19 protein-coding genes are annotated in these 20,878 nt (G+C 71.4%); 9 read left to right on the top strand and 10 right to left on the bottom strand.

The features are described from left to right. Positions 1 to 113: 113 nt before the first annotated feature. Positions 114 to 1,541, bottom strand: a complete 1,428-nt coding sequence (gene gltX / locus AC0IY0_RS07745) for a glutamate--tRNA ligase (RefSeq protein ID WP_147909313.1) — start codon at positions 1,539 to 1,541, stop codon at positions 114 to 116. Between the two features lie 170 nt (positions 1,542 to 1,711). Between gltX and AC0IY0_RS07740 the strand changes: the two genes are divergently transcribed. Next, on the top strand, positions 1,712 to 3,985 hold the full coding sequence (locus AC0IY0_RS07740) for a ComEC/Rec2 family competence protein (protein ID WP_471763489.1): 2,274 nt from the start codon (positions 1,712 to 1,714) through the stop codon (positions 3,983 to 3,985). On the opposite strand, the gene lexA is transcribed toward AC0IY0_RS07740, so the two are convergent. Further along, positions 3,979 to 4,698: a transcriptional repressor LexA gene (gene lexA / locus AC0IY0_RS07735; RefSeq protein ID WP_147909315.1), complete on the bottom strand. Its 720-nt coding sequence runs from the start codon at positions 4,696 to 4,698 to the stop codon at positions 3,979 to 3,981. The genes AC0IY0_RS07740 and lexA overlap by 7 nt on opposite strands. 320 nt (positions 4,699 to 5,018) lie before the next feature. Here lexA and AC0IY0_RS07730 point away from each other — a divergent pair, with 320 nt between their 5' ends. Both AC0IY0_RS07730 and AC0IY0_RS07725 read left to right on the top strand, forming a co-directional pair. Then, positions 5,019 to 5,618, top strand: coding sequence for a biliverdin-producing heme oxygenase (locus AC0IY0_RS07730; protein WP_471763487.1), 600 nt, complete (start codon positions 5,019 to 5,021; stop codon positions 5,616 to 5,618). A 250-nt stretch (positions 5,619 to 5,868) separates the two neighbouring features. Beyond that, on the top strand, positions 5,869 to 6,321 hold the full coding sequence (locus tag AC0IY0_RS07725; RefSeq protein WP_147940489.1) for a hypothetical protein: 453 nt from the start codon (positions 5,869 to 5,871) through the stop codon (positions 6,319 to 6,321). 35 nt (positions 6,322 to 6,356) lie between these two features. Here the strand turns inward: AC0IY0_RS07725 and AC0IY0_RS07720 are convergent, their stop codons facing one another. Beyond that, positions 6,357 to 6,572, bottom strand: a complete 216-nt coding sequence (locus AC0IY0_RS07720) for a hypothetical protein (protein ID WP_147909318.1) — start codon at positions 6,570 to 6,572, stop codon at positions 6,357 to 6,359. Between AC0IY0_RS07720 and AC0IY0_RS07715 the strand changes: the two genes are divergently transcribed. Beyond that, a complete protein-coding gene (locus AC0IY0_RS07715; protein WP_147909319.1) occupies positions 6,571 to 6,771 on the top strand; it encodes a hypothetical protein in 201 nt (66 codons plus the stop codon). The genes AC0IY0_RS07720 and AC0IY0_RS07715 overlap by 2 nt on opposite strands. 56 nt (positions 6,772 to 6,827) lie before the next feature. Then, positions 6,828 to 7,367, top strand: a complete 540-nt coding sequence (gene fae, locus AC0IY0_RS07710) for a formaldehyde-activating enzyme (protein ID WP_471763486.1) — start codon at positions 6,828 to 6,830, stop codon at positions 7,365 to 7,367. Here fae and AC0IY0_RS07705 read toward each other — a convergent pair whose 3' ends face one another. The 3 genes from AC0IY0_RS07705 to AC0IY0_RS07695 are packed head-to-tail and all read right to left on the bottom strand — an operon-like array spanning position 7,368 to position 9,447. Then, positions 7,368 to 7,835: a hypothetical protein gene (locus AC0IY0_RS07705; protein ID WP_147940487.1), complete on the bottom strand. Its 468-nt coding sequence runs from the start codon at positions 7,833 to 7,835 to the stop codon at positions 7,368 to 7,370. A gap of 44 nt (positions 7,836 to 7,879) precedes the next feature. Then, entirely contained in the window at positions 7,880 to 8,329 is a 450-nt protein-coding gene (locus AC0IY0_RS07700; protein WP_147909322.1) for a response regulator, read from the bottom strand. Further along, on the bottom strand, positions 8,326 to 9,447 hold the full coding sequence (locus AC0IY0_RS07695) for a histidine kinase dimerization/phosphoacceptor domain -containing protein (protein ID WP_147909323.1): 1,122 nt from the start codon (positions 9,445 to 9,447) through the stop codon (positions 8,326 to 8,328). Before AC0IY0_RS07695 ends, AC0IY0_RS07700 begins: the two co-directional genes overlap by 4 nt. 1,302 nt (positions 9,448 to 10,749) lie before the next feature. Between AC0IY0_RS07695 and AC0IY0_RS07690 the strand changes: the two genes are divergently transcribed. From AC0IY0_RS07690 to AC0IY0_RS07680, 3 genes are all read left to right on the top strand, one after another. After that, a complete protein-coding gene (locus AC0IY0_RS07690) occupies positions 10,750 to 11,475 on the top strand; it encodes a cobalamin B12-binding domain-containing protein (RefSeq protein WP_461231172.1) in 726 nt (241 codons plus the stop codon). A 51-nt stretch (positions 11,476 to 11,526) separates the two neighbouring features. Beyond that, positions 11,527 to 11,949, top strand: coding sequence for a BLUF domain-containing protein (locus AC0IY0_RS07685; protein WP_471763484.1), 423 nt, complete (start codon positions 11,527 to 11,529; stop codon positions 11,947 to 11,949). A gap of 126 nt (positions 11,950 to 12,075) precedes the next feature. Continuing rightward, a complete protein-coding gene (locus AC0IY0_RS07680) occupies positions 12,076 to 12,543 on the top strand; it encodes a BLUF domain-containing protein (protein WP_471763482.1) in 468 nt (155 codons plus the stop codon). Between the two features lie 148 nt (positions 12,544 to 12,691). Here the strand turns inward: AC0IY0_RS07680 and AC0IY0_RS07675 are convergent, their stop codons facing one another. From AC0IY0_RS07675 to AC0IY0_RS07665, 3 genes are read right to left on the bottom strand one after another with little or no spacing between them, the layout of a single operon-like run. Then, positions 12,692 to 15,982, bottom strand: coding sequence for an error-prone DNA polymerase (locus AC0IY0_RS07675; RefSeq protein WP_471763481.1), 3,291 nt, complete (start codon positions 15,980 to 15,982; stop codon positions 12,692 to 12,694). Continuing rightward, positions 15,979 to 17,547, bottom strand: coding sequence for a Y-family DNA polymerase (locus AC0IY0_RS07670; RefSeq protein WP_471763479.1), 1,569 nt, complete (start codon positions 17,545 to 17,547; stop codon positions 15,979 to 15,981). The genes AC0IY0_RS07675 and AC0IY0_RS07670 overlap by 4 nt, the downstream gene beginning before the upstream one ends. Continuing rightward, on the bottom strand, positions 17,474 to 18,265 hold the full coding sequence (locus AC0IY0_RS07665; protein ID WP_147910608.1) for an ImuA family protein: 792 nt from the start codon (positions 18,263 to 18,265) through the stop codon (positions 17,474 to 17,476). The genes AC0IY0_RS07670 and AC0IY0_RS07665 overlap by 74 nt, the downstream gene beginning before the upstream one ends. Before the next feature lie 228 nt (positions 18,266 to 18,493). Between AC0IY0_RS07665 and AC0IY0_RS07660 the strand changes: the two genes are divergently transcribed. Next, positions 18,494 to 19,324 carry a collagen-like protein gene (locus AC0IY0_RS07660; RefSeq protein ID WP_471763477.1) on the top strand — a complete coding sequence of 277 codons (831 nt, stop codon included), beginning with the start codon at positions 18,494 to 18,496 and terminating at the stop codon, positions 19,322 to 19,324. Between the two features lie 46 nt (positions 19,325 to 19,370). On the opposite strand, the gene AC0IY0_RS07655 is transcribed toward AC0IY0_RS07660, so the two are convergent. Next, complete coding sequence (locus tag AC0IY0_RS07655) at positions 19,371 to 20,588, bottom strand: TIGR03862 family flavoprotein (RefSeq protein WP_471763723.1); 1,218 nt, start codon at positions 20,586 to 20,588, stop codon at positions 19,371 to 19,373. Between the last annotated feature and the right edge of the window lie 290 nt (positions 20,589 to 20,878).

Below are 20,878 nucleotides of genomic sequence, written 5' to 3'. Positions count from 1 at the left end.
ACCCAAACGGCAGTGCAGCAGCAACGGGGTCGGTGACAACCGACCGCCATCGCCAAGCAAAATCCGGTACCAAGCGAAATCCGGGCCGAGGCGCGCAGTTCCTTCCCGCCCGCTCAGCCCTGCGGCACCTGATCGGCGAGGCGCGCCAGGGTCTCGGATCGTCCGAGCACCGCCATCACGTCGAACAGGGGCGGGGAGGTGGTGCGGCCGGTGAGTGCGGCCCGCAGGGGCTGGGCCACCTGCCCAAGCTTGCACCCGGCTGTCTCCGCATACTGACGCACCGCACCCTCGGTCGCCGCCGCGCTCCACTCGGGCAGCGACTGGAGATCCGGCAGCACCCCAGCCAGACGCGCCCGGCCCTCGTCGGACAGGAGCGTCCGGGCCTTGTCGTCGAGCACCAGGGGACGCTGGGCGGTGAGGTAATAGGCGCTGTCGAGCAGTTCGATCAGTGTCTTGGCCCGCTCTTTCAGGCCCGGCATGGCCTGGATCAGCTGGTCCTTGAGGGCTGGCTGGAGCGTCGCCGGGAGGCCGCGCTCCGGGCCGACGTTCGGCAGGATCGTCTCGAGCGCGGCGACCAGATCCGCATCGGCGCTGCCTCGGATGTAGAGTCCGTTGAGGTTGGCGAGCTTGGCGAAGTCGAACCGCGCCGCCGAGCGCCCCACTGCGCGGAGATCGAAGGCCGTGATCATCTCGTCGGTGGAGAACACCTCCTGGTCGCCGTGGCTCCAGCCCAGGCGCACGAGGTAGTTGCGCAGCGCCTCCGGCAGGTAGCCGAGGTCGCGGTAGGCCTCGACCCCGAGCGCCCCGTGGCGCTTCGACAGCTTCGCCCCGTCGGCGCCGTGGATCAGCGGGATATGGGCCATCCTGGGGATGTCCCAGCCGAGCGCAGAGAAGATCTGGCTCTGCCGGGCCGCGTTGGTGAGGTGGTCGTCGCCGCGGATGACCTGGGTGACGCCCATGTCGTGGTCGTCGACCACGACGGCGAGCATGTAGGTCGGCGTCCCGTCCGAGCGCAGCAGGACGAGGTCGTCGAGATCGCGGTTGGCCCAGGTCACCCGCCCCTGCACGGCATCCTCGACCACCGTCTCGCCCTCGATGGGCGCGCGCAGCCGGATCACCGGCCTGACCCCGGCAGGAGCCTCGGACGGGTCGCGATCGCGCCACCGCCCGTCGTAGCGCGGGGCCCGGCCCTCGGCTCGGGCGGTCTCCCGCATCTGCGTCAGTTCCTCCGCGGAGGCGTAGCAATGGTAGGCGCGGCCGGCGGCCAGCAGCTCCTCGGCGACCGCGCGATGGCGCTCGGCGCGGGCGAACTGGAAGACCACGTCCCCGTCCCAATCGAGGCCGAGCCAGGACAGGCCGTCGAGGATCGCGTCGATCGCGCCCTTGGTCGAGCGTTCCCGGTCGGTATCCTCGATGCGCAGCAGCATCTTGCCGCCGGTGTGGCGGGCGTACAGCCAATTGAACAGCGCCGTGCGGGCACCGCCGATATGGAGGTATCCGGTGGGCGAGGGGGCGAAGCGCGTGACGACGGCTGAGGACATCGGGCCGATATGTTCGGGGGCGAAGGGCGACGGGGCGGTGCAGGGCGTCAGGGCGGCGCCCGTCGCACGGCGTGGCGCCCGTAGCACGAAGCGTCCGCTGTAGCACGGGCCGACGGGTGCGTTAAGAATCCCCGGCCGGGACTTGAGTCGTCCGGCACGGGGCGGGGCGGATGCGGCGGATCGGCGCGAGGCTGGCGGGCGGCGCGGTGGCGCTGGCCGGCACGCGCCCGGTCTCGATGCCGGCGCTCCGCGGCTGGCTCGCCGATGGGCTCACCCGGGAGGTCGAGCAGCGCCGCCTGTTCCCGTGGCTGGCGGTGGCGTTCGGCGCCGGGATCCTGGTCTTCTTCGGGCGTGCCGACGGGACGCCGTTCCTCGCCGCCCCCTTGGCAGGAGCGGCGCTCGCCCTCGCGCCGGCGCCGTTCCTGGGTGCGCGGCCGGGGGCACTCGCCCTTTGCCTGGCGCTGACAGCCGGCTTCCTGGGCTTCGCGGCGGCGACCTGGCGGGTCTCGCAGGTGGCGGCGCCGATCCTCACCCGCACCACAATCGGGCCGCTGACCGGGATGATCGAGGGGCTGGACGAGCGCGAGGTCGGCGCCCGGCTGGTGATCAGGGTCGAGAGCTTCGCCGGGCTCGAACCCGCTTTGAGGCCGCTTCGGGTGCGGGTCTCGTTCCGGAAGGCGCCATCCCTGCGGCCCGGGGACTCCATCGTCGCGACGGCAAGATTGCTGCCGCCGCCCGAGGCGGCACGACCGGGCGGCTACGATTTCGCCCGGGATGCCTACTTTCAGGGACTCGGCGCGGTAGGCTCGCTGATCGGGGCGATCACGGTTCGAGAGCCGCCCACCCCGCCACCTCTGCGCCTGCGACTGGCAGCCTTGCTGGACGAGGCCCGCAACGCGCTGACACGCCGGATCGCGCAGGCCGAGGGCGGGCAAGCGGGGGCCGTGGCGGCGGCCCTGGTCACGGGCAAGCGCGGCCTGATCGGACCGGCCGCCAACGATGCGCTCCGGGCGGCGGGCATCTATCACGTCGTTTCCATCTCGGGCCTCCACATGGTGCTGGCCGCCGGCGTGGTGTTCTGGCTGGTGCGGGCCGTCTTGGCGCTGGTGCCGTATTGCGCGCTGGTCTGGCCGATCAAGAAGATCGCCGCCGGGTTCGCGATGCTGGGCGTCACCGCCTATTGCGCATTCTCGGGCTGGGACATCGCCGCCGAGCGCTCGCTGATCATGACGCTGATCATGCTCGGCGCGATCCTGGTCGACCGGCCGGCGCTGTCCATGCGCAACCTCGCGCTGGCCGCCCTGATAGCATTGGCGCGGGAACCCGAGGGCCTGCTCGGACCGAGCTTCCAGATGTCGTTCGGGGCGGTGGCCGGGCTGATCGCCTGCGCGCGGCTGATCGACGGACGCCTGTTCCAGCGTCCCGGGGCGGGGCGGATCGAGCGGTTCGTCGGCACCGGCCTCTCGGCCGTGACAGGCACCCTCGCGACGACCCTGGTGGCACAGGTCGCGACGGCGCCGTTCGCGACCTACCATTTCCAGACGGTCCAGCCGTTCGGGCTGATCGGCAACGCCCTGACCCTGCCGCTGGTCTCCCTGGTCGTGATGCCGGCGGCGGTGATCGGGATCCTGGCCTATCCCTTCGCCCTGGACCGGCCGATCTGGTGGCTGATGGGACAGGCGGTGGGCGGCATGCTGGCGATCTCCGAATGGATCGCCGGCTTCAATCGGGCCGTCCTGGTGCTGCCGGCCTTCGGCACCGGCGCGCTGATGCTGCTGGCGGCCGGGCTGCTGCTGGCGACGCTGCCGGTATCGCGGCTGCGCTGGCTGGCCCTGCCGCCCGCCCTGCTCGGGCTCGGCCTCGCCGTCGTTCCGGAGCGATTCGACCTGTACGTCGACCGGCAGGGCGGTGGTGCGGCCGTGCGTGGACCGGACGGAGTCCTGTGGGCCCTCGGCAATCCTTCGGCCTTCGTGATGGAGCAGTGGCTGAAAGCGGATGGCGACGGGCGATCGGCGAAGGCGGTGATCCAGGCTTCGTCGGCTGTCGGACGGTGCGACCGGCTCGGCTGCACCGCAAGCCTGCCGGACGGCCGCGCCGTCGCCCTGGTCCGCGACCGGCGCGCCTTCACGGAGGACTGCGCCCGGGCGGCCCTGCTGATCTCGCGGCTCGCGGCGCCGCCCACCTGCACGGGGCCGCTGGTGATCGACCGCCGGGTGCTCGCCGAACGAGGCGCCGTCGCACTCCGGGCCGACCGGGATGGCTTCACGGCACGCTATACCCGCGACACGGGCCGTACCGTGCCTTGGCGGGCATCACCGGCTTCGCGGCCATCGCCTGTCCCACAACCGAAAGTGGTAACGCCCTCCGAGCCGATCCCGGCCGAGGCCGACGTCGCCGGTTCCGAGGCCGCGCCCGGCGACGCGCCGGCCGAACCCCTTCAGTAGCGGCGGACGAGGCTGACGAGCCGGCCCTGGATCTGGACCCGGTCGGGCCCGAGCACGCGGGTCTCGTAGGCCGGGTTGGCGGCCTCCAGGGCGATCGAGGAGCCCCGGCGGCGGAGGCGCTTGAGCGTCGCCTCCTCGTCGTCGATCAGCGCCACGATGATGTCGCCGGTATTGGCCGTATCCTGCTTGCGGATCACCACGAGATCACCGTCCAGGATGCCGGCATCGACCATCGAGTCGCCGCGGACCTCGAGGGCGTAATGCTCGCCGCCGGCCAGGAAGTCCGGCGACATGGTGATGGCGTGGCTCTGGTTCTGGATCGCCGAGACCGGCGTACCGGCCGCGATCCGGCCCATCACGGGGATCGAGATGGCGCGGCCGCCGTCGTCGATCATCCGGGCGGTCGCCGGCTGCGCCGGCAGCTTGGACTTCCCGCCCTCGACCACGCTCGGGGTGAAGCGGCGGGGCTCCGCGGGTGGAGCAGCCGCCTGGGACAGGCTCTCGGGGATGCGGATCACCTCGATGGCGCGCGCCCGGTTCGGCAGGCGGCGCAGGAAGCCGCGCTCCTCGAGGGCCGTGATCAGCCGGTGGATGCCCGATTTGGACTTCAGATCGAGGGCGTCCTTCATCTCGTCGAACGAGGGCGGGACGCCACATTCCTGCATGCGGCTCTGGATGAAACGCAGGAGGTCCAGCTGCTTGCGCGTGAGCATCGACGGGGGACTCGCGGCTTGGAGGACCGCATCGATGCGGTCGCGGAAACAAATCACGAACACGTTAAACGTTCCGCAAGTGTTCCGCAAGCGTGATCGGCCGAGCTTGATCGATCGGCGATGTGCGGATGCGGCCGTTGTGTGCCGTGACGCGGTCGCGCCGCCATGGCAGAACCGGTCTGGCCGGATCGGCACGATCCCGGGCCAGCCTCGGTGACCCGAATCGCCGGAGTGGTCCATAGGCTGGGACGGTCAGAGTGGCGCGGCGGGCCGCTCACGTCTGCCCACGGCACCTTGCCCGGACGACAGACATAGATCGCATGGACGCCGCATCATCCGACATCGCCGAGACCGGCAGCCGCGTGAAGCGCCTGAGAGTGGCGACCGCGGCCGCCCATGATCAGCTCGACCGGCGCATCATGGCGGCAAAGCCGTTCGCGAGCCTGGAGCGCTACGCGCTGTTCCTCCAGATCCAGTACAGGTTCCATGCGGTCGTCGATCGAGTCTATCGCGATGGCGCGTTCGCCCATGTCCTGCCCGATCTCGACGGCAGGCGCCGACTGCCCTTGATCCAGCAGGATCTGCGCGATGTCGGAGCGCCCGTCCCTGACGGCGCGTCCGAGGAACATCCCGGGACGATCGAACCGGCGCAGGGATTGGGCTGGCTCTACGTCGCCGAGGGCTCGAATCTCGGGGCGGCCATCCTGCTCAAGGAGGCCCGGGCGCTCGGCCTGTCGGAAACCCACGGTGCGCGCCATCTTGCCGGACATCCCGAAGGACGCGGGTTGCATTGGCGGCTTTTCACGGCCGCCCTCGACCGGGTCGAACTCCGGGAGGCCGGGGAGCAACGCGTCGCCGCGGGGGCGACGGAGGCGTTCCAGTTCGTGCGTCGGCTGGTCGGGGACGTCTTCGAGGACTAACGGCGCCGCCACCCGGTCGGATCGTTCCGCCGTCCTGGCGCAGCAACAAAGCCTGTCACGCGCGCCGTCCACCGCCGAGTCGAGCGATGACCGGTCGCGGACGCTTGGAACGGCGTCTCGGGCGACAAACGAATTGACTGGGCAAGCGGCGCCGTTTCAATGCGCCGAGGTGCTTGCCCCGGTCGGCGGGGCAGGCGGATCGTCCCGGCGGCTTCGAGACTGGGCTGGAATTGGGCTTGGGATGACGAGGATGCGACGCGCGGCTCTTCTGCCCATCGGTGCCGGGGCCGTCGGCCTGGCGCTGGCCGGCTGCACCACCGGGTTCTCGTATATCTCGCGCAACTACGTGGCGCTCACCCCGCAGGTGGTCACCATCGGCTGCAAGGAGCCCTACGAGGTCTACGACAACCGGCAGGTGCGCCGGATGCTCGTCGTCTCGAACGCCCTGCGCGAGTACACCGGCTGCAATCTCAGCGAGGTGCGGATCGATCCCGATCCGGCCGCGACCCGGGTGAAGCGCTTCCGCACCGCCGCCCGCGCCTATCTCGACGAGACCGTGCGGGAGGATTGCCGGATCACCGGCGAGACGGTGTTCGATCCGCAGAAGAGCGAATTCACCTACGCCTGCGACGCGCCGATCGAGAAGCGGGGCACGGTGGTGCCGCGCCTGCCGGGCCGCAATCCGGGCTTCATCCAACAATGATCTGAGCCGCCCGCGCCGGCCCCGAGACCGCCCGGTCAGGCGCCCGGCTTGGGGAAGGTGCGCTCGGCCGCATCGCCGGCCGCCGCCAGCAGGGCGCGGGCGAAGGCCCGGGCCTCCGCCCGGTCCAGCACGATCGCCGCGGTGACCGGGCCGCCGCCGAGGTCGGCGAGGGCGAGTTCGAGCCGTACCCCGTCCGGCATGGCGCTCGCCTGGAGGCTCCAGCCGCCCCCCCGATCCGTGCTCTCCGTCATGACATCCCTCCCGGCTGCCGGACCCGAGACAACGCCGCAGGCTCCGGCCGGAACGGCCCTGGCCCGGGACTGTTCCCGCGTCGCGCCGCACCCGACTTCCCTGCCCCGCGGATCCGAGTTCCTCAAGAGCGCCGGCCCGACCGTGGCGATCGCCGGGGTCGGCGCCCTCGACGGGGTCGGCCTGCTCCGGAGCGATTGACGCCGGCGCCTCGATGATGTCTCCCCCGGGCGACCTGACACGGGGAGTCGCGACACATGCAAGAGATCTGGTTCCGCACCGGCGAGGCCACCGTCCTGGCCGCCGACGGGCAGTACACCGACGCCATGCCCGAGGTGCTGATCGGCTCGGTACGGGGACCGGTGGGTCAGGCCTTCGCGTCGATGATGGGGCAGGTCCAGGGCCACACCCGGATGTTCGTGGTGCGCGACCTCAACCAGCTCGTGCGCCCCGCCACGATGATGACCACCAAGGCGACGATCCACACGGCCGAGTATGTCGAGCTGCTCGGCGGCGTCGTCCAGGCCGCCACCGGCGACGCGATCGTGGATTGCATCATCGAGGGCGTGCTGCCCAAGGACGGTCTCGACGAGCTGTGCATGATCGTCATGATCTGGCTCGACCCGCGCTGCGCGGAGGACGACAACCTCGACCGCAAGGACCTGTACCGCACCAACTACGAGGCGACGAAGCTCGCCATCGCCCGGGCCCTCAAGGGCGAGCCGACCGTGGACGAGCTGATCGCCAACCGGAAGACCGTGAAGCATTACGCGCTTGAGGACGTGATCGAGTATTGATCAGCGCGGCGGGATGCGCCCCACCGAGCACAGGGTGCGCATCGCGCTGCTGCCGGGATCGGTGTAGCAGGAGGCGGACCAGCCGTTCTGCTGGATGAACGACTTGCGGCGGTCCGACAGGGCGGTCCGGTAGGCGTCGGCGATGATCGGCTCGACCCGCGCGGCCGGCTCGCCGACCAGGATCTCCGAGGCCGCCGCGAGGTCGCGGAAGAAGGCCGCCGAGGGAGCGGGCTCCGCGGAGGTCGCCTGCACGATCGGTTCGGCCCGGCAGGTCACGTCGAACTTGATCGGACCGGCCAGGCGGATGTCGATGCTCGGCCCGGCGCGCTTGCCGACCTTGCCGCCGATCGCCCCGGCGATCTGCTGGGCGAGGTCGTCACACGGCTCCGCCCGGGCGGCGAGGGGCAGGCCGGCCAGGGCCGCGAGGAATGTGGCCAGGAGCGGGCGGGCGACGCGGAAGCTTGACATGGCCGGCACTCTACGCGCCGGGCCGGAGGTGTCGAGGGCGGCGTTCACTGCCGCATCTGGGCGAAGCTCTTGAGCAGGGCCGGGGCGAGGCGCATCCCGGTCGGCACCAGCTCGGCCGGCGGCGGCCGGCGGACGCAATCCTCGAGGTAGGCCAGGGATTCCTCCAGGACCGCTCCGGTGAACGGCTTGGCGATCACCGCCGTGGCGCCCTCCAGGTCGTCCGAGAGGGCCCGGGCGTTGGCGGTCATGAAGGCGGCCGTGATGCCGCCGATGGCGCGCACCGCGTGCGCCACGTCCACGCCCGAGGAATCATCGCCGAGGCGCAGGTCGATCAGCACCAGTTCGGGCCGGGTTTCGTGGACGAGGGCGATCGCCTCTGCCGCCGTCATGGCGGTGCCCACGACGCGATAGCCGGCCTCCTCCAGCATCATCTCGATCTGCATCAGGATCAGGGCCTCGTCCTCGACGACGAGGATTCGCATCGGCTCGCTCATCTGGCCTCCGGACCGGTAGCCAATTCGCGGGGCAGGCGAACGTTGACGATCGTGCCCGGGTCGTTCGCCTGCCAGGCGATGCTGGCATTGAGCTGGCGGCAGAGGGTGCCGATCAGCCGCTTGCCGAACGAGCGCTGCTCCATGACCTGCACGGGCATGCCGACGCCGTCGTCGGCGATCTTGATGGTGAAGTGGCGGTCGTCCGGCGCCACCGTCACGGAGAGCCGGCCGGCGCGGTGGTCCGGGAAGGCGTGCTTGAGGGCGTTGGTGATCAGCTCGTTCATCATCAGCGCCACCGGCGGGGCCTTTGTCACCGGGATCTCCACGGTTTCCAGATCCAGGTGCAGGCGGATCCGGTCGGTCCCGGAACCGCGGATCAGGTCGGTGGCGAGGTCGCGAGCGAACTCGGCCACGTCGAACCGCTCGACGTTGTTGGACTGGTAGAGCCTGCGGTGGACCGTGCCGAGGGCCTCCACCCGGGTCAGCATGGATTCCATCGCGGCGCGGGCGGCGGGATCGGTGATCGCCCGCGTCTGCATGGCCAGGAGGGCCGCGATCATCTGGAGGTTGTTCTTGACCCGATGATCGACCTCGTGGACCAGCATGGTCTGCGTGGCCAGGGCCTCGGTGAGGTCGCGGGTCCGGCGGGCGACCTCGGCCTCGAAATGGTCCTTCTCCTTCTGCACCTGCAGGTGCGCGTCGACGCGATCGGTGACGTCGAGCTGCGAGGCGAAGAAGAACAGCACCTCGCCGGCCTCGTTGGCGACGGGGCTGAGATACAGGGCGTTCCAGAACGGCGCCCCGTCCTTGCGATAGTTCAGGACGTCGATCGCGATGTCGCGCTGGGCCGCCACGGCCTCCCGGATCAGCGCCACGGCGCCCCGGTCGGTGTCGGGCCCCTGGAGGAAGCGGCAGTTGCGGCCGAGCACATCCTGGCGGTCATAGCCGCTCATCCGCAGGAACGCGTCGTTGGCGAAGACGATCGGGTTGTCGGGCAGGCGCGGATTGGTCACGATCATCGCCATCCGCGTGGCACGGACCGCGGCGGCGAACGGATCGCCCTTGCCGTGTTCGGCATCGAGCCGGTCCGTCAGATGCCAAGCGTCGGGCTGTTCCATCGAATCGACTCTTTCATGCCCGGCGTTCGTGACCTCCGGCAATCGGCTGGGCCTGCGCGGTCGCAGTGCCGAACGCTCAACGGCCAATCAGAAGATTGGGTTCAGCCCAGTCTCACTTTGATTCTGGAATCGACCAGACAGGATGCCGCACGGGTGGGCCCCGGTCCGGTTTTGCGGGCGCGCCGGCCACGCGACCTCCCGACAGGCTTCATCGTCCCCGCGCGCCTGGTGCGCCGGGGGCATGGCCCAAGAAGTCTCCTCACGCTGGACGCGGGACGCCGCGGGAACCCAGGTGTCGGCCAAGTTACGCGCGGGATCCGATCCCCGCGGCGACCCGCGGCATCGGCCGGGCATGGTCCCCGGCCGGTGCCGTCTGTCTCGTCGCGATGTCTGTGCGACGCCCCGATCCCCGCGACTCCGTGTTAGCGGTCACTGCCCATGGCGCCCAAGCCGCAATCGCAGCCGAGACGCCCCCGGAACCCGCATCACCGCCGTGGCCTTCCACCCGACATCCGCCTCGTAGTGGGCGGGTCCGCAGGTTTCTGAGGGTCACGCCCAGATCCGGGTCGCCGCGGGGGCATTTCCGCACCCCGCCGGGCAGACTACCGCCCGATCTTCACGCCCGCATCCGAGACACGCCCTGCATCGGCACGCCGCCCGGGGCGATGGCGGCTGAGAGCCACCGACGCGGGCATCGCCCCGTCCCCCGAGCCCGCCGGTCAGCCACCGGACGGACCCCCGAGGAGCGCCGTGGAGTCACCCCCACACCGCCGAAGGACAGGTGACGGCTAATGAGCACAAAATAGGAACATTGTCAAGGGCGGCGTGGCGGTCGATGGGTCTGCGTCTTCATGCGCCGAGACGGGATCCGACGTTTGGTGCCGTCCGTAACGGCTGGGGAGCAGTCGGTCCGCCCGAGGCTGCGGTCGACGAGGGGCGGACGTTCGAAGACCTGTATCTCCCGCCTGACGGCTGTACTTCTCTGCCCGCCGTAAACTGCTGATATCGGGCGAGCGCGGTAGGAGAGTCGTCTCCTTTACAACGCGCGCATTTGCGTCTCTCCTGCGCCCCGTACTCGCCGACGACGGTCAATAACAAACGGGGATGCCAACCCCGGACCATGGGGAGGAGGCAATGCTGGATCAGGGATCAACCCACCGAGAGTGGGCCGATCTGATCACGGAGGGGATCGCCGAAGCGGCGTATGCCCGGGAGGATTATGCACGACGAAGATCCGTCGACGAGGCACGGCACCGAACCCTAGCGCTTGGCCGCATCGTTCAGACGGACATCATCCCGCGGATGATGCTGGTCGATCGCGGCGAGAGGGAGGTCCGGTCGGACGTCCTGCCGAAGCTGGAAGCGGAAACGGTCGCGGGCTTCACGGACCTGATCCTCGGGCACGACGTCACGGCCCTCATGGACGCCTTCACCGCCCTGACGGCCAAGGGATATTCCGTCGACGACCTGTTCCTCGACCTGTTGGCACCTTCGGCGGCCCTGCTGGGGCGCATGTGGGACGACGATCTGTGCGACTTCATCGAGGTCACGGCCGGCCTCGCCCAACTCCAGTTCCTGCTGGCCACGTTCCGCACGGACGGAGGCGTCGCGCCCTACGATAGCGGGCGCCGCATCCTCCTGATGGGAGCACCGGGCGAACTTCACACCTTCGGCTTGGCCATCGTCGAACAGTTCATGCGGAAGGCCGGCTGGCATGCGGATAGCGGGCTTGCCTCCAGCCCCCAGGAGATCGCCGATCTCGTCGCTTCGGAGCGGTTCGGCGTCGTGGGTCTGACGCTGAGCCGGGAGAGCCATCTCGATCAACTCGCCGCCTCGATCCAGGCGGTACGACGGGCGTCGCTCAACCCCTCGATCGGCGTCATGGTCGGGGGACCCGTCTTCCTGGAGCATCCCGAATACGTCGAACGGGTCGGCGCCGATGCCTCGGCGGTCGATGCACCCACCGCGGTTCTGCTCGCGCAGAGATTGCTCACATCCGCCTTCGAGCCTGTGAACGACCGAACGTAGATCTCTCTACCGATCCGAACCAATCCGACGGCCCGATAGGATCCAGCAGCCATGTCTGTCGTTCAGCTCATCTATGCCTCACGCCCCTTTGGGTTTGACCAAGCGATGCTCAACGGCATCCTATCGCAATCGCGGCGATGCAACGCGCGAGATGGGATCACTGGCGCCCTCATCTGTAGGGCCGATGTCTACATGCAGTTGTTGGAGGGCTCGGCCGAAGCGCTGGATGACACCTATGCTCGGATCTTGCGGGACGACCGGCATTTGGAGATCAGGCGATTGTCCTATCACACTGTGACGGACCGATTATTCCCGAGCTGGGCCATGCGGGACGATCCGGCCCGATCTTGGATGTGGTCACAAGCTGAAGTCGCGAACGGCGCGATAAACCGGGCCACTCCTGTGCAAGCATTGAAAGTCTTCGAGCGGCTTGCGGCCGAACCCGAACGCGGCGACGCGCTTCGCGACTCATGAACCGCTGAGCGATCCGCAACGTATGAGTCTCGACCGGATTGGACCGGCACCGCCCCGCATATGCGGGCGCGGGTCCGATTGAGGTCGCGGCTTGATTACAGTGTCACACATCAAGCGAGCTTACTCATGTTCGACGAATACGGCATCCCGCGCGGCGTCGAGTTAGACGAAGCTGCACTGCCCAAACTCTACCATTTTGTCTATTGCAGTCGTGCCGCCGAGGGCGTTGACGACGCCGAAGTCTGCCGCATCGTCGAGACGGCCCAGCGCAACAATTTCGAACACGGCATCACCGGGGTGCTGGTTTTCGGCAGCGGCGTCTTCTTCCAGTGGATTGAGGGGCCGGCCACCAAGATCCAGAACCTGATCGCGATTTTGCATCGCGACAAGCGGCATCACGACATCGTTTCGCTGAGCCAGAGCGAAGAAGAACGAGAGCGTCTTTACCCGAACTGGGACATGGAGAAAGTCGAGGCCGAGGATATCCGGCTCGTGTTGGAAGATGCACTCGAAAACGCAGACGATAAAAACAATCGTGCGACGCTGACGCGGATCCTCGAACAACTCGATGCGGGTCCACTTGGTCGAGGCTGATCGGGGCCCCTATCCGCTTTTCGGCAGATCCTAGGAGCACCGTGTACGCCTCGATCGGGTCGCCGGCAGGCGCTGCCAAGCGTCTGTCATCCGCCGCTCGGTCGCGTCGCTGCGCGCGCGTTCGCGGCGGGCGTCCCCGGTCGAACGCTCAATGGAAATCCCGGCTCGGATACGCCCGCCGGTCCTGAGGCGCCCCGAAATCGGTGGTCTCGGGGGGCAGCTTCATCCCGGCGGCGCGCAGGTCGCGCAGGGATTCCGTCAGATCGCGAAATCCCTCGGCGACCAAGTGGACCACCCCCTTGGCTCGCTGCACCCGGCCGCGCACGGCGAGGAAACGGGCCTGCATGGCGGCCCGGCGGTTCGCCTCGAACACCGTCTTCCAGATGATCACGTTGGCGATGCCGGTCTCGTCCTCCAGGGTCAGGAACACCACGCCCTTGGCGGTGCCCGGCCGCTGGCGGATCAGCACCAGGCCCGCCACCGTGACCCGGGCGCCCTGGGGCAGGGCCGGATCCTGATGGGCCCGGGCCGGGATCGCGCCGATCCGGGCGAGCCGGCCCCGGAAGAACGCGACCGGGTGCCCCTGCAGGGACAGGCCGGTGGCGGCGTAATCCTCGGCCACCGCCTCGGACAGGGGCAGCGAGGGCAGGTCCACGTTCGGCTCGTGCCGGAACAGGCCGTCGTCGGCGTGCCAGGCGAACAGCGGCAGCGGCGCGTCGAGGAGGTGGCCGCGCCGCTCGGTGCCGTCTGCCTTGGCCGCCCTCCGGGCCGAGGTGCCCTCGAGGGTCCGCACCATCCACAGGGCGGCGCGCCGATCGAGGCCGAGCGACCGGAACGCATCGGCCTCGGCCAGGCGCTCCAAGGCGTTGCGTGGCAAGGCGAGGGCCGCCTGCAGGCCCTCGATGCTGGCATAGCCGTTGGCGCGAAGCCGGACGAGCCGGTGCATCGCGGCCTCAGGCAGGCCGTTCACCTGGCGCAGGCCGAGACGCACCGCGTGCAGCTTCGGATCCCCGGCCGGCTCCAGGGTGCAGTCCCAGGCGCTGGCGTTGACGCAGACGCCCCGCACCTCGACCCCGTGGGCGCGGGCGTCCCGCACCAGCTGGGCCGGCTGGTAGAAGCCCATCGGCTGGGCGTTGAGGATCGCGGCCAGGAACACGTCCGGGTGCCGGCACTTCATCCAGGCCGAGGCGTAGACCAGGAGCGCGAAGCTCGCCGCGTGGCTCTCCGGGAAACCGTAGGTAGAGAACCCCTTGATCTGCGCGAAGCAGCGCTGGGCGAAATCCGCCGGGTAGCCGCGGCGGGTCATCCCGCCCACGAACTTCTGCTCGAAGCCGCCGATCGTGCCGACATGCCGGAACGTCGCCATCGCCCGGCGCAGGCCGTCGGCCTCGGCCGGGGTGAAGCCCGCCGCCGTGATGGCGATCTGCATCGCGTGCTCCTGGAACAGCGGCACGCCGTAGGTTTTTTTCAGGACTTCCTTCAGCTCGTCCGCATCGCCGTGGGCGGGGTCGGGCGACGGATAGACCACCGGCTCCTGCCCCGACCGCCGGCGCAGGTAGGGATGGACCATGTCGCCCTGGATCGGGCCCGGGCGCACGATCGCCACCTGGACGACGAGGTCGTAGAATTCCTTCGGCTTGAGGCGGGGCAGCATCGACATCTGCGCCCGGCTCTCGACCTGGAACACGCCGACGGAATCGGCCTTCGCCAGCATCGCGTAGGTGTCGGGATCCTCCCGGGGCAGGTCGGCCAGGGTCTCGTAGAAGACGCCGTGGTCCGTCTCCAGAAAATCGAGGCCGCGCTTGAGGCAGGTCAGCATGCCGAGCGCCAGCACGTCGACCTTCATCAGGCCGATCGCGTCGATGTCGTCCTTGTCCCACTCGATGAAGGTGCGGTCCGCCATGGCGCCGTTGCCCACCGGCACGGTCTCGTCGAGGCGCCCGCGGGTCAGGATGAAGCCGCCGACATGCTGCGACAGGTGGCGGGGGAAGCCGATCAGCTGGTGCGCGAGGTCGAGCGCCTGCCGGAGCACCGGGTTGTCGGGGTCGAGGCCGGCCTCGCGCACGTGCTTGTCCGGCACGTCCTTGCCCCAGGAGCCCCAAACCGTGTCGGCGATCGCCGCGGTCACGTCCTCGGTGAGCCCCAAGACCTTGCCGACCTCCCGGATCGCCATGCGCGGACGGTAGTGGATCACCGTGGCGCAGAGGGCGGCACGCTCCCGCCCGTAGCGGTGGTAGAGGTGCTGGATCACCTCCTCCCGCCGCTCGTGCTCGAAATCGACGTCGATGTCGGGGGGCTCGCCCCGGTTCTCGGAGATGAACCGGGCGAACAGCAGCCGGTGCTTGGACGGGTCCACCGCGGTGATGCCCAGGCAGAAGCACACGGCGGAATTGGCCGCCGAGCCGCGCCCCTGGCACAGGATTCCCCGGCTCCGGGCGAACTCGACCACGTCGAACAGGGTCAGGAAGTAGCGGGCGTAGTCCAGCTTGGCGATGAGCCGCAGCTCCTCGCCGAGCGTGGCCCCGACCGAGTCCGGGACGGCGCCGGCATAGCGCCAGCGCGCCCGCTCCCAGGTCTTCTCCTCCAGGTATTCCTGGGCCGTGCGCCCGGGGGGCACCGGCTCGTCGGGATACTCGTAGTGCAGCTGCGACAGGCAGAAGGTGCAGGCCTGCGCGATCTCGACCGTGCGGGCGAGCGCCTCCGGATGGTCGGCGAACAGCCGGGCGATCTCGGAGGGCGGCTTCAGGTGGCGCTCGGCGTTGGCCTCCAGCCGATAGCCGGCCTCCCCGATCCGGCAGCGTTCGCGGATGCAGGCCACCACGTCCTGGAGCGGGCGCCGGTCGGGATGGTGGTAGAGCGCATCCGAGATCGCGACCATGGGCGCCCCGTAGGTCTCCCCCAGCTCGGCCAGGAGGCCGAGACGGCGGCGCTCGTCGCCCCGCCGCGCATGGCTCGCCCCGAGCCAGGTCCGGCCCGGCGCGGCGGCGGCCAGGGCCTCGAGCCGCCCGAGGAAGCCGTCCGGGGGCCGCGGGCGCCGGCCCGGCGGGATCGCGATGAACATCTGTCCCTCGGCGGCCTCCAGCATCTCGGCGAAGGAGAACTGGCACGCGCCCTTGCGGCTGCGCCGGTTGCCCTGGGTGAGCAACCGGCAGAGGCGGCCCCAGGCCTGCCGGTCCACCGGATAGGTCACGGCCTCGAACCCGTCCTCGGTGACGAGGCGCACGCCCGGCAGGACACGGATCGCCACGCCCTCCGCCGCGAGGGCCTGGGCCGCCGCATGGGCCCGCACCACCCCGGCCACGGTGTTGCGGTCGGCGATCCCGATCGCGGCGAGCCCGTAGGCTGCGCCTTGCACGACGTATTCCTGCGGATGCGAGGCGCCGCGTAAAAACGAGAAGTTCGTGGTCAGGGCGAGTTCGGCGTAGGCGGGATCGCTCATGGGAACACCCCGTGGACGAACCAGGCGGCCGGGCGGCCGGGGGCGTGCGGCCCGTCCCGGTACAGCCAGAGCCTTCGGCCGGCCGCGCACTCGACCCGGTAATAGTCCCGGGCCTGGCCGGAGGCGCCCCCGTTCGCCGCGTCGGCATCCCTGCCGGCGGCGGGCGCGCCGGGCGTGTGCCACCACTCGGCCGCGATCCGCTCCGGCCCCTCGGCATGGACGATCGCGTGGATCCGGGCGCGCCAGCGGAAGCGCCGGGGCGGTCCCTCGGGCACCGTGGACAGCACGTCGAGGGCAGCCTCGCCCCGGGGGAACAGCACCAGGGGCCGGGGCGGGAGGTGGTCCGGCCAGGGCGTCGGGTCTGCAGTCCACGGGAGGGTGTGGCCGGCGCGCTCCGGGAGGTGGCTCGCCCGCGCCCCGAGGCGCAGGAGCGGCCGGCCGAGCCTCTGCGCCAGGGCGTCGGCCAGGACTCCGATCCCGTCCCCCTGGGGCGACGCCCCGAGATCCGTCTGGCGGGCCGTCATCGGCCCGGTCACCGTGACGGTGAGCGCCACGGTCTCGAAGCCGAAGCCGGCGTCGAGAGCCGCCCCGAGGCGGTCGAGGCGCAGGGAGACCAGGGTGGCGACGCGCTCGGGACAGCGCTCGGGCCGGGACAGGCCGAGATCGAGGGCGCGCGTGACCCCGTCGACCCGGTGCAGGACGAGGCGCAGGGCGCAGGCGCCGACCCCGTCGCGCTCCAGCCGGGGGGCGATCTCCGCCATCAGCAGCCGGGCGGTGACGACGATGTCCGACTGCCGGCCGATCGGGTCGAGGAAGCCCCGGGCGGCCCGGTACGCGGCCTCCTCGGTGAGCGGCGCCAGGGGTTCGGGCCGGCGGCCCATCGCCTGGTCGAGGCGCAGCAGCAGGGCCTCGCCGAAGCGGCGGGCCAGCGGCCCCCGGGCGAGGGCGTCGATCTCGCCGACCCGGCGCAGGCCGAGCCGCCTCAGGCCCGAGACCGTGCCGGGATCGAGGCGCAGGGCCTCCACGGGCAGCCCCCCGAGGGCCCGGGCGGCCTCGCCGGGGGGTACGACCACCCGGTCGGCGGCGCCGAAGCGGGCCACAGCGAAGGCGCCGCCGGGGGTGTCGGCCAGCGCGATCCGGGCGGGAATCTTCGACCGGGCGAGGCGCCCGGCGAGGTCGTCCACGAGGGGGGCCTCGCCCCCGCGCAGGTGGCTCGCCCCGGCGACGTCGACGTAAAACCCGTCCGCGGCCTCGGCCGGCCCGAACGGCGCCACCCCGGGGGCGTAGCACTCCGCCCAGCGGCAGAGCCGCAGCAGCGCTGCCCGGTCGGCTTCGGGATCGGCGGGGTAGACCTGGAGCGGCACGCCGATCCGCGCCCGGACCCGGCCCAGGAGTTCGCCGGGCCTCAAGCCGAGGGCACCCGCCTCCGGGTCGAGGGCGAGGAGCCGCAGGCCGCCGGGCCCCTCGGCCGCCACCGCGAGCGGGCCCCGGTCAGGCACGAGACCGGCCCGCCGCAACCGCGTCACGGGCCAATGGCTCAGGCAGACGCAGACGATGCGCGGCATGGTCCCACTCCAGAAGCCAGTCGCCGCCCCGGCCGTTGCGGCAGCGATCGAGGCGCGCCCGCCAGCGCGGGTTGTCGAGGGTGCCGAACCGGTCCCGGGCGGCCGGAGCCGAGGCGATCCGCCACCGGGTGGCGGCGCCGTTGGGCAGCCCGGCCTCGGCGGGCCGCAGGATCAGCACGAGCGGCGGCCCGTCGCCCTCCGTGCCCCCTTCGGCGGCGAGCTGCAGGCGCCGGCCCGGCTTCAGCGGCAGGCCGTCCTGGACCAGGCCGACGAGCGCCGACAAGGTGCGGGCGTGGAGCGCCGCCTCGAGCGCGCGGAACACCTCCGCGTCGCCGCCCGCTTCCAGCAGGAGCAGCCGGGCCGGATCCAGGCCGAGGCCGGCCAGGCCGGGCCCGTGGGGCAACGGCTGGTTCGGGGCGGCGGCGATCAGCGCCGCGCCTTGCGTGCGGGCGAGCCGGGCGGCACAGAGCGCCAGGGCGAAGCTCAGGGCCGCGATCGCGTCCGCAGGCTCGGCCGGGGCGATTTCGTGCGGCGGCCCGAGCGCCAGACCGCCGCCGGGCAGGTGCGCGTCGATCGCCGGCAGATCCAGGGACAGGACCGACGGCGGGGCTGCCGGACCGGCCGACGCGGACAGGCGCGCCCGCAGCGCCGCCAGCCGCTCCCGGGGGCTGCCCGGCGCGGGATCCCGCCCGGTCTGGTTCGCAGGGTCCAGCCCCATCTCCGCGTGCTCCGATCATGCCGGACGATAAGAACATAACAGGAACATGTTCAAACCGTTTCAGCGGGTCACCTGAATCGGACGCCGGGCCAGCAGCTTGGCCTGTGGATGATTGTGGACGCCTGTGGAATCAGCCGCCCCGCCCGCGACCAAAGCCACGGTTGACCGAGCCCGCGAGCCGAGACCACAGTCGTCTGCCGCGCCAGACGCGGCCGACACGGTCCGAGCATGCGCCCAGCCCTCGCCTTGACGATCCTGCTCGCCCTCTCAGGAGCGGCCCTCGCCCAGCAGCCGCCCGACCCCGGCCCCGCCCCATCCTCCGAGGCGCCCCCGCGCCAGGCCAAGCCGCGCCCCCGGCACGCGCCGGTCCCGAGCCAGCCGATCATGGTCTACGACGCCCGGATCGAGGCCGGCGACCTGCGGATCTCGGGCTCGGTGCGCAAGCCGGGGGCGATCGTGGTCCTGGACGACGACATCTCGATCCAGGCCGACCGGCGCGGGCGCTTCGCGTTCCGGGTCCCCTACCGGCCGCCGACCTGCGTGGTGACCCTCAAGGCCGACCCGGACGAGCGCGAGGCGGTCGTCGCGAACTGCGCCGCCGAAGGCCCGCCGGGCCCGCCCGGCCCCCAGGGCGCCGCGGGTCCGACCGGGGAGCCTGGTCCGAAGGGCGAGACCGGCCCGAAGGGTGAACCGGGCAGCAAGGGCGACTCGGGCAGCAAGGGTGAACCGGGCAGCAAGGGAGAGCCTGGCGAGAAGGGTGAGCCGGGTGCTGCGGGAATTCCGGGCGCAAAGGGCGATCCAGGACCGAAGGGCGAGCCGGGCATCAAGGGCGAGCCCGGCCCGGCCGGCGGGGCAGGGTCCAGGGGCGAGACCGGCGCATCCGCCCTGCGGGCCGTGCGCAAGTCCGACTGCGCGGGCGGCTGCACCGTCACCTGCGCGGCCGATGAGATGCTGGTCACCGCCCACTGCATCAAGGGCGGCACCCCCGTCTATGACGGGGAGGGCGCCACCTGCCCGGCGGACGCCTCGGGGATCGTCGGGTTCTGCACCCGGCGGTGAGCCGGTATCCCCTTCGGCGACGAGCGTCCTAGCCGCGACGGGCGCCCTAGCCGCCGCTCTGGCGCAGCCAGTCGAGCATCCCGGCGGCGGCGGCCCGTCCGCCCGCGAAGGCGCCCTGGAGCAGGTAGCCGCCGGTCGGCGCCTCCCAGTCGAGCATCTCGCCGGCCAGGAACAGGCCGGGACGGGCGCGCAGCATGGCGCGGCCGTCGAGGGCGTCGAGCCGGACCCCGCCCGCCGTCGAGATCGCCCGCTCGATCGGGGCCGAGCCGGTGAGGTCGAGGGGGGCGGCCTTGATCAGCCCGGCGAGCGCCTCGGGCTCGCCGGGAAGGTTTTGGCCGGCCGCCTCGCGCAGGAGACCCGCGGCCACCGGCGAGAGCCCCGCGGCCTTGCGCAGGCGGGTCGCGGTCGAGTCCCCCGGCCGGGCGCCGGCGAGGCGGCGGGCGAGATCCGTCCCGGTCAGGTCGGGGCGCAGATCGACGGTGAGCCGGGCACGGCCCCGCCCGGCGATCGCCGTCCGCAGGGGCCGCGACAGGGCGTAGATCGCCCCGCCCTCGATCCCGGCGGCCGTGATCACGGCCTCGCCCCGGACCGCAACGCCGTCGCAGGCGAGCGCCACCCGCTTGAGCGGCGCCCCGGAAAACCGCTCGCGGAACAGGGCGGACCACGCCACGGCAAAGCCCGCATTGGCCGGCTCCAGGGGCGCGACGTCCACGCCGAGCCCCTCGAGAAGCGGCACCCAGAGCCCGTCAGAGCCGAGCCGCGGCCAGCTCGCCCCGCCGAGCGCCAGCAGGGCAGCCCGGGGCCGGATCTCGACCGGCCCGTCCGGCGTCGCGAAGGCAAGTGCCTCACCGATCGCCGTGAGCCGGTGTCGGGTGCGGATCCGGACCCCGAGCCGGTCGAGCCGCGCCAGCCAGGCCCGGAGCAGCGGCGATGCCTTGAAGCTCGTCGGAAACACCCGCCCGCTCGATCCCACGAAGGTCGGCTCGCCGAGATCCGCGCACCAGTCTCGCAGGGCCTCCGGGGGAAACGCCGCGATGGCGGCGTCCAGGTGGCCGGCGGGATGGTAGCGGGCCAGGAAGGCCGCGCGCGGCTCGCTGTGGGTGAGGTTGAGGCCGCCGCGCCCGGCGATCAGCAGCTTGCGGGCGACAGAGGGCATCCGGTCGTAAACCGTGACCGCGCGGCCGGCCTGCGCCAGCACCTCGGCCGCGGCCAGCCCGGCCGGCCCGCCGCCCACGATGGCGATATCGTTGATGTCGTCCGGCATCCGCCTGGAGAGCGGCAGGCTGCCCGCACCTGTCAAGATGTGGCCGATGTCGGCGGCGTCTCAGGGGCCGGACCGCCTTACCCGGCGTCGTTCTGCGACGATGCGGCTCCCCGACAGCCTGTTTGTCCGCCCGGTTCCCGTCGCGTGACGGTTCCGGTTGGCGGAGATCCCACACTCCCCCCTCATCCTGAGGTGCGGCGCAGCCGCCTCGAAGGAGCCCTCCAGGGATCGCGCGGCTGGCTGGAGGGCTCCTTCGAGGCCTCCGCTGCGCTCCGGCGCCTCAGGATGAG

Source organism: Methylobacterium sp. AC315 (genome assembly GCF_979253755.1).
The sequence above is the reverse complement of the archived record's forward strand: the minus strand, read 5'-3'. Positions and strand labels throughout refer to the sequence as shown.